Origin of the sequence: Bradyrhizobium barranii subsp. barranii, from assembly GCF_017565645.3 — a bacterium.
GTDB lineage: Bacteria > Pseudomonadota > Alphaproteobacteria > Rhizobiales > Xanthobacteraceae > Bradyrhizobium > Bradyrhizobium barranii.
This window is the reverse complement of sequence record NZ_CP086136.1, coordinates 1,848,510-1,862,056: the sequence shown is the minus strand read 5'-3', so window position 1 is coordinate 1,862,056 and position 13,547 is coordinate 1,848,510. Positions and strand designations below refer to the sequence as shown.

The window sequence follows — 13,547 nt, the reverse complement described above, 5'->3', positions numbered from 1 at the left end:
CCCCAGGTTGAGACATGTGAATTATTCACCGAATGGTTCGAGACGCCGCGATGGAGCCCGAAATGGTCAACCGCATCAGGGCGGCTTACAAGCAAGCGCTCTATACCGTTTGCGTGAAGGATGGTGACGATCCGCTAACTGAAATGATCGCGAAGAAGGTCATCTCGCGACGGCGAGGTTGAGCGCGCGTTGCGTGCAGTCAAGTTGATCGAGCAGCGCGCCAATGGAAGGGCCGCTGGTCATGTGGGCGAAGCCGCGCGTCTCGACTGCCTCGCCGATTCCATTGAGGATATCACGACTGGCGAGCAGCCTCGATCACGTTGAGCGCGAGCGGCACAACGGCATTCGGGCGTTTCGGGGGCCGCCGCAGCACGAACGTGTCGCCGGACTCAAACACCGCGTTGAAAGCGAGCCCCTGAAGCTCATAGAAATTCTGCGTGAGCGTGATGTCGCAGAGCTTTGACTGCGCCCAAAGATCGAACAGCGTCTCGGTGTTGCGCTCTCACAACTCGGCGGTTTCCGGAGAGAGGCCGACAAGCTTCGGGTTCAGCTTCGAGCGCACGCGCAGGCCGGAGCCAACGACGTTGTTTTTGGAGGTTTGCTTGGCACCGGCGGCGATGGGGTTGTTGCGGCCGAGATCGCGCGAGCGGCTGCGCAGCGTGGGAAGATCGCCAAGCGAGTCGGAATCGGCCGAGCCGGGATGCGTTTTCCACGCCTTGAGCGCCGCCCGGTTCGAGCGCGCACCGGCGTACTGGCCCATGTAGTTGAGAGAGAGGCGCGCGTGGTAGCGGCGCGTCGCGAAGTTTGGCGCGACGCCCGCCAGGAAGCGGTCCATAAGGGTCGGAGCGACGGGCTTAATCACAGCGGGATCACCCGCTGGGTACGAATGCCGCCGCGCTTCGCACGCGCTGCCCGCTTTTCCAAGTGTTGGGCGCGCTGATCGAGTTGGCGCAAATCGGCGCACCAAAGCTCACGATCCTTGATCGTGTAACGCTGACCGCTCGTTCCGATCTCCCTTAGCACGACCTCAACTCGTGCAGACTTCCGCTTACCGGGGCTGACCGGAAATGTTAAGCTTATCCAAAGTCTTGCCGCTTTTGCCCCGAACCGACCTCGGCGGTGCCATCCGGACCACATCGACTGGAACCGGCAAAACCCCGAACTCACATCGAGCGCATTGTGAGACTTTGCCCAATTCAGGTAGTTTGACGCGGCACGAGGCAGGATTCTAAATCTCTCCACCGGAAATTGGGAGTCCTGCGATTTCCAGCGGAAGCATCGGCTCACGCAGCGCGCCAATGGCGAGTGAAGCGCCTCCAAAGCCTATGAGCCCGTCGGAGCGGCTCGACGCGATTGACGTGCTGCGGGGCTTGGCCCTGTTCGGCGTGCTCGCCATGAACATCGTGACCATATTTCGGGTCTCCTTCTACGCGCCGTTCTTGCCGAACGCGGAGCCGGCGGGGCCGCTCGACCGGGTGGTGGCGGCTGTGCTGACGGTCGCCGTCGACTGGAAGGCGCTTGCGCTGTTCTCGCTGCTGTTCGGCGTCGGCCTCGTCATCCAATTCGAGCGGCTTGCCGGCGATGCACGGCGCATGATCTTGCTCGGGCGCAGGCTGGTGGTGTTGCTGGCGATTGGCCTGGTGCATCTCTATTTGATCTGGAACGGCGACATTCTCGTCGAATATGCGCTGGCGGGCTTCGTGGTGCTGCCCTTCCTCGGCTGCGCGCGGTGGCTCATGGCGGGTGCAGCCCTGCTGCTCCTGGGGCTCTACGTGACCATGCCGGTGCTACCGCCGATCGTGCCGCTGCCGGGAACAGCCGGGATGGCCGCTCTTGCCGCGGACGCGATGCGTGCCTACGGCACGGGCGGATTTTTCGATGTGCTCGCGTTCCGGATCCGCGAGGTGCCGGCGATTTTTCCGGCGCACGTCGTGGTCTTTCCGCGCACTGTCGCGCTGTTCCTCGTTGGCGCCCTCGCGTGGCGCAGCGGGGTTTTGCGTCGGGCCTCGGCGAACCGGCGCCTGCTGTTCGTCGTCGCAACCTTTGGCATTCTTCTCGGCGGCGGATTGAGTCTCGCGGCAGCAGGACAAGAGCTCTTCGATGGGCCGTCGCTCGGGCGCGCGCATTTTCCGGTGGAACAGCTGGGGGCGGTCGTGTTGGCCGTGGGTTATGCGGCCGCGGTCATCGCCGCTGTGAACCTCTCGGGCGAGCGGAGGATGCTGGGCTGGGCCGCGCCGCTTGGCCGCATGGCGCTAACCAACTATCTGGCGCAATCTGTGATCTGCGGCTGGATCTTCTACGGCTATGGTCTAGGCCAATTTGGCCGCCTCGGCGTGGCCGCGACACTGGCGATCGGCATTTTCGTGTATGTCGCGCAGGTGGGGTTCAGCGCGTGGTGGCTGCGCCACTATCGGTTCGGTCCTGTCGAGTGGCTCTGGCGCTCATGCATGTATGGGGTACCGCAGCCGATGCGGGCAACGGTCAATTTAGCCATCATGCGCGCGACGATAGCAGATTGATGCGGGCCCCAGATACCCAAGCTGCGTTCTGCTTCAAGCGGAAGCCGCCCAAGCGGGTGCGGCTGGTTTTGGCCCATCTCGGACAACCCCGTCTATGCCGACGACCGTCCGCTTACAGAGCACAGCCGGAAGTTAGCTGCCAGAAGACTACCTAGCGCGCTCGCTTTGGCGTGGCCTTGAAGATCACGGCATCGTCGGGCGGCACTCCACCGGCGAGAGATGCGCAGAAGCATCTCGATAGTGCCCGACACGGCGGATTCGCTCTTCTCCACGTTGTAAACGTGGTCGGTGCCGTGGTCAGACAGCGCCAAGGGCGGGCACAAGCTCTTGCGCGGTCAGCGCGCCGCCGCCGGGCTTCCACATTTGGCCCAGCTTCGCACGGGCGGCTCGAACATTATCTCCGGTCATCATTCTCTTCATCTAACTGCTCAATTCCTAACTTTCAACGCCACGGCTGCGGATGCGCCGCCGCGCAGGAACGGCCTCAGGAGCCGCCGGGACGGGTTCTTCGCGCGCGGCGGTCGGCTGCGGAGCGGCATTCAGCGCGTTCGCCGCTGCGGCGCGCAAGGTCATCAAACGGCGCTCGATATTGATCCCGAGCGAGAGCCGCGCCGCGATGTTGTGGACGCGGAGGTCGAGCGGTTCGTTGCGCTGATGGACCTTGTGCCATTCCTTCGTAAGCGCGAAGCCGCTACCCTGGCTTCAGAGTTAGAATGAATGTGCGAAGAAGCCTCCGACTTGGAACGGAGGTTTGGATGGGATTGGACAGCAAAAAGGACGTCCATTTGGCCGGCTCACCGGTAGGGCCGGTGAGCCGGCTGGAGGTCCTCGAAGGACCCTCGGGGCGCCGTGTGCGTTCGGAGGCTGAGAGAGCCCGGATCGTCGCCGAGAGCCTGCTACCTGGTGCCCAGGTGTCCGAGGTGGCGCGCAAGCACGGAGCGACGCGCTGGCAAATTTACGATTGGCGACGACGCTTTCGACAGCGAGGCATGTTGGCGCCGTGCGAGGCATCGCAGTCGACATTCGCACCGCTGGTCGTGGAAAGCGCGGTGGAGGAGCGTCACGTTCCGGCGATCAAGCTTGAGATCGCGATCGGCGATGTCGTGCTGCGGACGGACACAGCCATAGATGGCGAGCAGTTGTCCCGGGTGATCCGCGCAGTGCGAGCGTCACGATGATCGCGGCCGGTGCCGATCTGAAGATTTACATCGCGACGCGGCCGATCGACTTCCGCTGTGGCCACGATGGGCTTGCGGCGAAGGTGCAGGAGATGCTTCGTCTCGACCCGTTCAGCGGCGCAGCCTTCGTGTTCCGATCGAAACGAGCGGACCGGATCAAGATTTTGGTCTGGGATCGAACGGGCCTGGTGTTGGTGCACAAGCGTCTTGAAGGTTGCAAGTTCGTTTGGCCAACGATTGCAGACGGCGTGATGCGGATATCGCCGGCGATGTTCGCAGCCCTGTTCGAGGGGCTGGATTGGAGGTTGGTCCGCCCGGAAGAAGCGCGGCGTCCCCAGGCGGCTGGATAACTGCGGCAGAATGACTCGGAAGCTATTTTGAACGTGGCACGCGCGGCGGCGATGTGCTCGAAATAGCGTAGCATCGCGGCGCTGCGCGACGAAAATGAACAACTGAAAGCGCTTTTGGCGCAAACGCAGGCGGCCTTGAGCGAGCATCAGGGGGCGCTGGCGGCGTCGGAGGAAGCGCGGCGTCGGCTGGAGGTCATCCTCGGCGAATTGCGACGCGAAAAGTTCGGCGCGAAGTCCGAGAAGCTGCGGCCAGATCAGTATCACTTACCGTTGGAAGACGTGGAGATCGCGCAAGGCATCCTGGACGCGGCGCAGGAGAGCCGAGGCTGTGATCAAGGGCTGATCGCGGAGCGTGCCGGATCAAGGTTCTCATCGCAATCGCGGCTGCTTGCCTGCCCATTTGCCACGGGTGGAACGGATCATCGAGCCTGCGAGCACGCTCTGTCCGTGCGGTTGCGGCGCCATGACAAAGATCGGCGAGGACGTCAGCAAACGCCTCGGCGTGATCCCGGCGCAATGGCGGGTGTTGGTCACGCGCCGCCCGAAATACATCTGTCGCCACTGCTCGGGCCCTGTCGTGCAGGCGCACGCACCGGAGCACGTCGTGCCCAGCGGGCTGCCGACCGAAGCGGCGATTGCTCACGTGATCGTCTCCAAGTTTGGCGACCATGCGCCGTTTTACCGCCAAGCCGAGATCTATGCGCGCCAGGGCATCCGACTTGATCGGGCGACACTGGGCAACTGGTCCGGCCGCGCCTGCTTCCATCTTCAGCCCATCGCGGACCACATGCGCCGCCGCCTGGCCATGGCGGATCGTCTGTTCATGGACGAAACCACGGCGCCGGTGCTCGATCCCGGGCGAGGCCAAACGAAGAAGGGCTACTTCTGGGCGATCGTCTCCGACGACCGCGGCCACAGCGGCCCAAGTCCGCCGATCGTGCTGTTCCGATATGCCCCCGGTCGCAGCGGTGCCTTTGCGGAGCAGTTCCTGGATGGCTCTTGCGGACACTTCCTGCAATGCGATGCCTATGACGGTTATGACCGGCTAACCGAAGTCGCTCGACCGCAAGGGCCGTGGACGCTCGTGCATTGCTGGAGCCATTTGCGCCGGCGCTTCGTCAAATTGGCCCGTAACAGCAAATCGCCGATCGCCGAGGCCGCCGTTCGGCACATCGCACAGCTTTACACCATCGAAGCTATGGTGCGCGGCTCATCGCCGGACATCCGGCTGGCCGCGCGCAGGGAGCACTCGCTGCCCATGGTCGCCGCGTTAAAGCCTTGGTTCGAGAAACAGCTGTCGATGATCTCCAGCGGTTCGACGCTCGCCGAGGACATCCGCTACGCGCTCAATCACTGGCAGGGGCTGACCCGCTTCCTCGAAGACGGGCGCCTCGAGCTCGACACGAACCCGGTCGAGAACGCCATCCGGCCAGTCTGCCTGACCAGAAAAAATGCTCTCTTGCATGAGGTCGGGGCTGAAAATTGGGCCTTGCTTGCGTCGCTCATCGAAGAGATGAATGCCCAGATCGCGAGACCGAAAGGGACTTGCCTTCACTGAACAGGCGATGTCTGGAGAGACATTTGCCGAGCGCGATGAAGGACGGATCTATCTCTCACAGGCCGAAGAGCGCTTGGTCAACGAGCGTGCAGTTCGAAACGCAGTCGACGGTCTAATCAGATTGGCGGCGAACCAAGAGCTTTCGGGCCGAAGGGTCGCTTAGACCTTCGGCGCCTACAGACGGGCGCCGACCTTCCGACAGGATGCGGGATCGCGCCTCGACGGGGTAAACTTCGCTTTTAGCCCGTCCTATTCGTGAGAGTGCGGTTTTTAGTCCGATTGATGCGGCCGCACATCTGCTCTGACGAGGAGTAGGAAGCGGATGTCGAGGCCGAGCATGGTCACCTCAATACGGGCCACGGTGCGCCGTTCGCGATCCAAGACTTTGCCTTCTGGCGCGTCTCGGTATAGCCGCCCAGAACAGGCAGGTTCTCGATGGCGCGTCGCGTGCGGATGTCGTCAGCGACCCCGCGTTTCATAATCCATTGGGTAATTCTCCGTTAGTTACTGACGCAGATTGGTTGGCGAGTGTGGTCTGTTCGGAGTCGCACTCTGGGTTCCCCGAGGGCGGGCTCGTGTCCCCGGTTCAGCTCACCACTGGGTTGGTAAAGTGACAATCGCCTGAGCGCTGGATCCAAGCTGGAAAGTGCCGTGCAAACAGCAATACTTCAACTACCCCATCTCCTAGGCTTTATTTGTGCGAGCTCGGCTAGGATCGATAGTTTGCGAGGCACCGACGATCGCGCTCCAATCGCGGCATGCCACGCCCCGTTCGTCACCGCACGCGCACTGAAGCCGACGGCCGGCCGCTCTGTTAGCAGAGGATTGAGCATAGCATCTAGAGCTGGCCCCGGTTGTTTGGACAGCGCCCCGCTGGATTTAAGTGGATTCCTGCCGGGTTATGCTGAACGCGGGGCTTTACGGTTTTGTCGTTGCGTCGGGAGGGCGTAGCCCGACCAGAGCGACGACAAAACCGTCGGCGACGGTCATGCGGCCATCACCATAGCTTGCGTGCCGAAGTAAGCCTCGTCGGGCGTGCGCCCGTCAAGGCTCGAGTGAGGGCGTCCCTGATTGTAGAAGGCCAGATACTTGGCAATTGACGCTCGCGCCTCGGACACGCTGTCGTAGGCGCGGAGATATACTTCTTCGTATTTGACCGTGCGCCAGAGCCGCTCGACAAACACGTTGTCGCGCCAGGCGCCCTTGCCGTCCATGCTGATGGCGATCTTCGCGTCCAGCAGCACATCGGTGAACTCGAGGCTGGTGAACTGGCTGCCCTGATCCGTGTTGAAAATCTCGGGCCTGCCGTGCTTCGCCAACGCCTCCTGGACCGCTTCGACGCAGAAGGCCGCCTCCATTGTGATCGAGACGCGATGGGCCAGGACCCGTCGGCTGAACACATCGACGACCGCCGCGAGATAGACGAAGCCACGCCGCATCGGAATGTAGGTGATGTCCATTGCCCACGCATGGTCGGGCCGCTCGATCTTCAATCCGCGCAACAGGTACGGGTAGATCTTGTGACCCGGAGCCGGCTTGCTCGTGTTCGGGCGACGATAGACCGCCTCGATCCCCATGCGCTTCATCAGCGTCGCGATGTGGCGGCGACCGGCGTATACGCCCTCCCGCCGCAGCAACGATCGCAGCATACGCGCTCCCGCGAAGGGATAATCGAGATGCAGCTCATCGAGCCGACGCATCAAGGCAAGGTCCTCGGCCGAAACTGGCCGAGGTTCATAGTAGACCGTGCTGCGAGCCAGCTTCAGGACCTTCGCCTGGCGCACGATAGAAAGATCATGATCGCGGTCGATCATCGCTTTGCGCTCAGCAGGCCCGCCTTGGTGAGCGCGCCGGACAAAAAATCGTTTTCCAACGCCAGCTCGCCGATCTTGGCATGTAACGCCTTCAAATCGACCGGCGTCTCGGCCGATGTCTTGTCATGCCCAAACACGCCGGCGGCGCCTTCCAGGAGCTGGTTTTTCCAGATCGTGATCTGGTTCGGATGAACATCAAACAGCTGCGCCAGTGTCTTGTCGCCTTTGACCGCAGCCAAAGCAACCTTCGCCTTGAATGCCGGAGAATGCGTCCGGCGGCTCTTCTTCGTCATCTTCGCTCCTGATTCGCAGCAAGAATCCTCGCCGCTGTCAGGCAGAAAATCCACTCAAGCTACTGTCCGAATTTGCGGGGCCAGCTCTTCTCATAGGAAATATTACCGCCGCAAACCACGACGGCAACGTTCTGGCCAGCGTATCGCTCCGCCGTCTTCAGATAGCCGGCTACCGCCACTCCTGCGGCTCCTTCGATTGCCATCCTGTGGCCAGCGAGCACGAGCCGAATAGCGTCCACGATTTCGTTTTCCTGAACCAGGAGCTGTAGGTCCCAGGACGTCGGCCATCCTTGGATCGTTCAAGTGTCGCGTTCTATGGAAGACACCCCGTCCGCGACCCGACGACATGAAGGTGATAAGAGGCCTTTATGCTACCCTTTGTTGTTGCCCAAAAGCTGGACCAGGGTCACGAATCCGATCGTGGCGCGCCTCACGCTGCAAAACTTCGAGATTTTGCAGAACTGCGCGATCGCAAAAGACAAGGCGGAGAAGATCCAGAGCCTTTACCTGAACGACCTCACGCCAAAGCTGCTGCGCCTCTCGCAAATCCAAGAAAAGCTTCGCGCGGAAACTGAAAAGCTGGCGGCCTCCTACAAGCCGCCCGGCAGGGGCGCGGTCTCCGTGACGCTGCCGCAGGTCATGCAGCTCGAGGAAGAATGCCGCAACTATCTTTATGAAGCGAAGAACTTCCTGCGCGATCTGCTCCAGGTCTTTAATCTCCTGTTCGGGACCAGCTTCGAGGAAGCGAGCGAATGGACGATGCCGAAGAAGCCACGTCCGTCCGTGATCGAGTATGCCGAGGCGAACTTCCAGGCCCAGCCCGATCACATCCGGTACTTGAAACAGCTTCCGGCGTGTATCGCGCCCTTTGTCGCGATGAGAAACGCGGTGGAGCATCCCGGCGGGCATAGCGGCATGCTTGTCATTCAGAACTTTCATTTCGAGCGGGACGGCACGCTCGCGGCGCCCGACTGGCGGCGCGACAAGAACGGACAGACCGAATACGGTCCGGTTTCCATCGTCGAGGACATGCGGGTTACTCTTGTGCCGGGACGCGCTGCCGATGCACGCCGGGAAGCTCTTTCCGTGGTTAGTGCGGCAGGGCTCCGGGTACTGACGGCCGCAGCCATGCGGCTAGGCCAACTTACGGAAGCCGAAATCGTCTCGGCTGCCGTGACTAGGTTGCAAGCCAACAGTGAGCCAGCCGTCCTCATCGGCGCGCTTGAGGGGCTTAAGTTATGTGCACTCGATCGAGACGCCGATACATTTAAAAGGATCGCCGACAAAAGTGGAATTGCGGCGCGTTTCTACTTCCTGATCGGCATCGTCATGCTGATCGATGATGAGAAGTATCAAGGGAGCAAGCTGGAGGTCCTTGCGAAGGTGCGGGACGAGTTTCAGGCCAATCGCGGCAGGGACTTCCGCCATGATCTCCTTTCCGCAATTGATGACGTCCTCTTTCAAAATATTCTTGCCGGCATTCATTCTTACGATTTTGCGTTTGCGTTGTTGCGGTCTCTGGCTGGGCTGTCGTACTTGGAGAACTCAGTGGGAACGCGGCGCACAAAGTGCCACGTGCCGTCCCTGCGGGTCAGAAAGTCAGGCATGACTTACCCCCGCTGTTGGACGGTTTGTTAGACGTTTTGTTGGACGCTTTCGAGTTCAGGGCTCTGCTCCAAGCCGGATGATCCGGATAGAGCCTACTGTCGCCACCCTGCGAAATGGCGGGAATATCCGAAGCCCACAGCGGAAATCGATACCTTCGGGCTGTGTTGACGCTGAACTCCGGGACTTCGCTCGCTGCTGGTGCGACCGTTGTGTTGGGCAATCCAAAGGTCGCGCCGGTCAATTAGCGGCGCACGATGGGCGCGCGCGAGCGGGGAACAGCAGCGCGCGCCCAGCCAATTTTTGCAACAAACGATTTGCCGGCCGATGTTGTGCTCGGAATGCGGGCGCAGCTGCTGAAGGAAATCGGACGCCACAAATGAAATTGAATCTCGGCAACCTACCGCCCGAACTCACCAGCCGGCGCCGGAGTGTCTACCTTCTTCCCCGGCACGGTTGCCGGCACCGCCGACAGCACCAGCTTCTTCGGCTAGGCCTGGCGCGTGCAAGGCGCGGCGTAAGCCATTCTTTTGTCGGAGTCGCGCACTACTTTTCATTTTTGAAAAATCGAGAAGTTAAGTGGCAATGGGCACCGTGAAGTGGTTCAACACCCAAAAGGGTTATGGTTTCATCCAGCCGGACGACGGCCAGAAGGACGTGTTCGTCCATATCTCGGCAGTCGAGAAGGCCGGTTTCACCTCTCTCGCCGAGGGAGCCAAGGTTAGCTTCGACGTCGTGAACAATCGCGGAAAAGACTCGGCGGAAAATCTACGAATCGGGTGATGCGCCCATTGTGTTGTTCAACAGAAAGGCCGCAGTGGTATGTCGCTGCAGGCGGCCGAGGAGATCGATCGGAATTGGCCGATGGATAAGGCGCTATTGCATCGGCTGGGCGTTCGGGCTTGCAGCCTTGGTACTGTTCGTCGCGCTGTACCTGGCTTGGTATAAGTTACCGATTGCGACTCGCACCTGCGCCGCCTGCAATCCCAGACTGATTGCCAAGACAGGTGAACGACCGGTTCAGGTAGTTGCGCTGTTGTGGCGTTGGCTGAAAGATACACACCCATCAGCTTCTTGCTGCCCGCTTGAAGCTGACCAGCGCGAAGTTAGCGGCACGTGATAGGGACAGCGCCTCCTCGGTTCACGTCAAGGCGCCGAGTCACGTTGCCGCGAACTTCACCGGCGGCGCGGGTGTGGCAGGGACAGCGGCGGTTACGCATTCCGACGCCGAGTCGCGCTCGCGCTGCTTCCATCGCGGGCTAAGCCCCGTTATGGTAGTTATGCTCGTTCTGCGAGCGATAAGATCCAGGTCAGCTTCTTTCCTGCCTGAGGCTGGCTGGCCCCAGTTAGCGGTGCGTGGCAGGGACAGCGCTTCCTCAGGGTAAACGCGAGGAACTTTTCAAGCGCCGAGTCATGTTGCCGCTAACTTCAAAGGGTAGTGCGGGCGTGGCGGGGACAGCGCCTGACGCCGCGCAGCCGAACGGCGCCGAGTTGCGCCCGCACTACCGGCGATCTGGGATCGACAAGCATCACGGACACTCAGCGAGTGAAAGAAGATTGTCTGGCTGAATGCCGTCTGCCGTCGTCTTGATGTACTTGTGCCCTTCGTGTTTGGCCACGATCAAACCAGCAGTGAGCCCGCCTTCCTGGACATAGAATTCCCGCGCGCCGCTTTCGATGTCTCTGATCTTCTGAACGACAGATTGCTTCCAGTGACTTCCGTTCGAATATACCCCGCCGATGCTGCTAATTCTCTCGTGTGGATTCGTCCTGTCGGTCTTCCTGATGCAACGAACGCGTGCGAGTCTGGCCACGGGAGTTCTTCTTTCGGATGCAAAAGGAGCAACAAGGTTAGCGTTCAGTGGCGGACCATGCCGCCGACCAATTCAGGTAGGTGCCTTGCGCGAGCTCCCAGCGATACAATTTGCGCTCGCGCGGCCTCCGCTTTTGATCGCAATCAATTCATCGGACGCGACAGGGATAGCCTGTAGTATGCTCACCGCTCAACAAATCTCAGAGGCCAAAAAACGCGTCCGATATCAACAACCGAATAATGTGCACGAACATGACGACTGCATCAGGATCGCGTTTGAGTGGTTTGATGCGCAAAGTACGACAAAGAGACTCGCAAAGCCAACCTACCCCTTAAAGAACATCATCGAGATGTGGGGTGGCAGATACATTGCGACGTCAGACGTGGAAGTTGCGGCTGAACTACATCCCCGGATCAAGGGCAAGTATCCTCACTTCAACATCAGTTCTCGACTCACACTACCCTCTGATCGTCGGTTGGCGGATATTCCGGAGGCGAGGACGCAGGGCTACCAGCTTACGGTGGCGCACGTCACGGAAACCTATTCCCGAATCGAGGAATGACCGCGCATAAGACACACCGACTTGCCGTCGGCAGTCGCTTCAAGATGAGCCGACTTGGGAATATGTCCGGTGCTCGGACTTGCTGCACAAAACCGGGACGGTAGTCGAAATCAGCCCGCGAACTACCGGCATCACTGTGCTCTTTGACGGTGCTGCAAGGCCAACCGTCCTTCACCGGGACTACATACCGCAGTCGGAGAAATAGAATTCGCGACGCGGGCAGCTTCGACATCGGCCTTGCCCCCAGGCAGCCCAACCAATCCAGGTAGGTGCCCCACGAGCGATCTTGGCGCTACAACTTGGCGCCCGTGGAGCTTGACGACCCTCCCGGGAAAGCGAGGTGGTTGGCGTTGTCCTGGCAAGGCTGGCCACCGAAGTTAGCGTGATAGGGACGGCGCTTCATCGCTCCATCGCGAAGCGCCGAGTCATGTCGCCTTAACACTGGGGCAGCGCGGGCGTGGTAGGGACAGCGTCGTTTCGCATTCCCGACGCCGAGTCGCGCTCGCGCTGCCACGATCTGGGATCGATAAGCATCACGGACACTCAGGGAGGGAAAGGAGATTGTCCGGTTGAATTCCGTCAACTGTTGTCTTGATGTACTTGTGGCGGCCATCGGTGGCGACGATGACCTCGACAGTGACGCCTGATTCTTCGACGTAGTACTCCCACTCGCGGCTTTCGAGGTCTCGGATAGTCTTCTCAACGGATAGCTTCCATCGCGTTCCGTCTGAATTTACCCCGCCGACATTTTTGATTCTCTCGTGTGAGCTTCGCCTGTCAGTCTTGTTTATGCAACGAATGCGCACGCGTTTGGGCATGCTGGTGTCTCCCGTTTCTGCAAGCTGTCGGACCAGCTTAGAGACTGGTCGAGGAGGAGGGACCCGCCGATTCTGATAGGTGCCCCGGTTACTTGTCTGCGCCATTATCTGGGGCGCCTGGAGAATGTGACCCTCTCAGGAGCAGGGTGGCCAGCCTTTCCAATCCAAGGGCGAAGGCTGGCCACCATCGCTTGCGACGTCACCACACAGGTAGCTACAGGCCAATGGATGCACATATTCGAGCAGCAAATCACAGCCCTACGGTCGCAAGCGCTTGAGGTGCTTGCGACCAATCAGGCCCGCGCGGCCGATCAGTCTTTGAGCCTGGCAGATCGCCAAGTCGCGACGTTTAATGCCGAGGAGGCTCAGGCAGTGCTAGCAGGGAGTGACGAAAATGGTACGCATCTACGATGTACAAAGCGCAGTGATGATGTACAAAGCGCAGTGATAAAGATACTCAAAAGCGATCCTCCGCAAATTGTCGTTTCGGCATCCGGGAGGACGAGTTCAACAGGATGGACAAATCCGAAGCTCGGAGCCTGGTACTATTTTGACGTACCAAAGGATGGGATCCAGGACTTCGATTTCACTGCGGACGAGCCTGCTGGAATATCTCTCCCCGTCTTGGCGCCAGTGAGTGCCGACGCCGCGATCACCCGAGATCCGGCCAACTATTGGGGCAAGGGAAAACCACTCAAGGGCGTGCGAATTCACGCTCGCACAAACACGATAGAACAGGATCTTGAAGAACGTTCTGAACTATTTGATCCCTTAGGAGAGGGCTTGCCACTGCCATGGCCATTCCCATGGAGAAGTTTGCAAAAGCTCAGTGGACCTGGGACCGGAGGGCTGGCGGTCTCAGACAACCCTGTAGGAAGCCTATTGCGGGTCTACAACTCCGGCGACGGTCTGACCAAGGACTATCGACCCGATCGATACAATGTGGAGAACGTCTGACGAGTTCGCGATCTTGACAATTTATCCATGGGAACAAAAACAGAACTTAGGCGCTTGGCAATCAATACTCACAAAGGCT

Annotated in this window: 12 protein-coding genes and 3 pseudogenes; 10 read left to right on the top strand and 5 right to left on the bottom strand. The window is 60.2% G+C overall.

Annotated features, from left to right (window positions below):
- Positions 1 to 292: 292 nt before the first annotated feature.
- Positions 293 to 760 (bottom strand): annotated as a pseudogene (locus tag J4G43_RS09115) (phage portal protein).
- Positions 761 to 1,325: 565 nt separating this feature from the next.
- On the opposite strand from J4G43_RS09115, the gene J4G43_RS09110 reads away from it, so the two are divergent.
- The 6 genes and pseudogenes from J4G43_RS09110 to tnpC all read left to right on the top strand — a co-directional run bounded on the left by J4G43_RS09110 (position 1,326) and on the right by tnpC (position 5,605).
- Positions 1,326 to 2,519 (top strand): DUF418 domain-containing protein, encoded by a 1,194-nt coding sequence (locus J4G43_RS09110; protein ID WP_228411346.1) that lies wholly within the window; start codon positions 1,326 to 1,328, stop codon positions 2,517 to 2,519.
- A 363-nt stretch (positions 2,520 to 2,882) separates the two neighbouring features.
- Positions 2,883 to 3,236: a hypothetical protein gene (locus J4G43_RS09105; RefSeq protein WP_155252124.1), complete on the top strand. Its 354-nt coding sequence runs from the start codon at positions 2,883 to 2,885 to the stop codon at positions 3,234 to 3,236.
- The gene (tnpA, locus tag J4G43_RS09100; protein ID WP_321576314.1) at positions 3,233 to 3,697 is read left to right on the top strand and encodes an IS66-like element accessory protein TnpA; all 465 of its coding nucleotides are present in this window, start codon (positions 3,233 to 3,235) and stop codon (positions 3,695 to 3,697) included. The genes J4G43_RS09105 and tnpA overlap by 4 nt, the downstream gene beginning before the upstream one ends.
- Positions 3,694 to 4,047: an IS66 family insertion sequence element accessory protein TnpB gene (gene tnpB / locus J4G43_RS09095; protein WP_061876445.1), complete on the top strand. Its 354-nt coding sequence runs from the start codon at positions 3,694 to 3,696 to the stop codon at positions 4,045 to 4,047. Before tnpA ends, tnpB begins: the two co-directional genes overlap by 4 nt.
- Positions 4,048 to 4,161: 114 nt before the next feature.
- Positions 4,162 to 4,314, top strand: a pseudogene (locus J4G43_RS55590) (hypothetical protein); the annotation flags it as partial.
- An 85-nt stretch (positions 4,315 to 4,399) separates the two neighbouring features.
- Positions 4,400 to 5,605 (top strand): IS66 family transposase, encoded by a 1,206-nt coding sequence (gene tnpC, locus J4G43_RS09085; RefSeq protein WP_225004754.1) that lies wholly within the window; start codon positions 4,400 to 4,402, stop codon positions 5,603 to 5,605.
- Positions 5,606 to 5,914: 309 nt separating this feature from the next.
- Here the strand turns inward: tnpC and J4G43_RS09080 are convergent.
- Together J4G43_RS09080 and J4G43_RS09075 are read right to left on the bottom strand one after the other, a co-directional pair.
- Positions 5,915 to 6,072: pseudogene (locus J4G43_RS09080) on the bottom strand (IS1380 family transposase); the annotation flags it as partial.
- A gap of 519 nt (positions 6,073 to 6,591) precedes the next feature.
- Positions 6,592 to 7,712 (bottom strand): IS3-like element ISRj2 family transposase gene (locus tag J4G43_RS09075; protein ID WP_208089272.1). Its coding sequence is split into 2 segments (ribosomal slippage): positions 6,592 to 7,469 and positions 7,469 to 7,712, totalling 1,122 coding nucleotides; the frame shifts between segments, so codons are not numbered across the junction.
- A 420-nt stretch (positions 7,713 to 8,132) separates the two neighbouring features.
- Between J4G43_RS09075 and J4G43_RS09070 the strand changes: the two genes are divergently transcribed.
- Together J4G43_RS09070 and J4G43_RS09065 are read left to right on the top strand one after the other, a co-directional pair.
- Positions 8,133 to 9,350: a hypothetical protein gene (locus J4G43_RS09070; protein WP_208084580.1), complete on the top strand. Its 1,218-nt coding sequence runs from the start codon at positions 8,133 to 8,135 to the stop codon at positions 9,348 to 9,350.
- 546 nt (positions 9,351 to 9,896) lie between these two features.
- The gene (locus J4G43_RS09065) at positions 9,897 to 10,100 is read left to right on the top strand and encodes a cold-shock protein (RefSeq protein WP_028181454.1); all 204 of its coding nucleotides are present in this window, start codon (positions 9,897 to 9,899) and stop codon (positions 10,098 to 10,100) included.
- Between the two features lie 746 nt (positions 10,101 to 10,846).
- Here the strand turns inward: J4G43_RS09065 and J4G43_RS09060 are convergent.
- On the bottom strand, positions 10,847 to 11,131 hold the full coding sequence (locus tag J4G43_RS09060; protein ID WP_028181455.1) for a DUF3892 domain-containing protein: 285 nt from the start codon (positions 11,129 to 11,131) through the stop codon (positions 10,847 to 10,849).
- Positions 11,132 to 11,309: 178 nt separating this feature from the next.
- On the opposite strand from J4G43_RS09060, the gene J4G43_RS09055 reads away from it, so the two are divergent.
- The gene (locus tag J4G43_RS09055; RefSeq protein WP_050995255.1) at positions 11,310 to 11,693 is read left to right on the top strand and encodes a hypothetical protein; all 384 of its coding nucleotides are present in this window, start codon (positions 11,310 to 11,312) and stop codon (positions 11,691 to 11,693) included.
- A gap of 533 nt (positions 11,694 to 12,226) precedes the next feature.
- Here J4G43_RS09055 and J4G43_RS09050 read toward each other — a convergent pair.
- The gene (locus J4G43_RS09050; protein WP_080660118.1) at positions 12,227 to 12,511 is read right to left on the bottom strand and encodes a DUF3892 domain-containing protein; all 285 of its coding nucleotides are present in this window, start codon (positions 12,509 to 12,511) and stop codon (positions 12,227 to 12,229) included.
- A gap of 228 nt (positions 12,512 to 12,739) precedes the next feature.
- Here J4G43_RS09050 and J4G43_RS09045 point away from each other — a divergent pair, with 228 nt between their 5' ends.
- On the top strand, positions 12,740 to 13,468 hold the full coding sequence (locus tag J4G43_RS09045) for a hypothetical protein (RefSeq protein WP_210387777.1): 729 nt from the start codon (positions 12,740 to 12,742) through the stop codon (positions 13,466 to 13,468).
- The last annotated feature ends 79 nt before the right edge of the window (positions 13,469 to 13,547 follow it).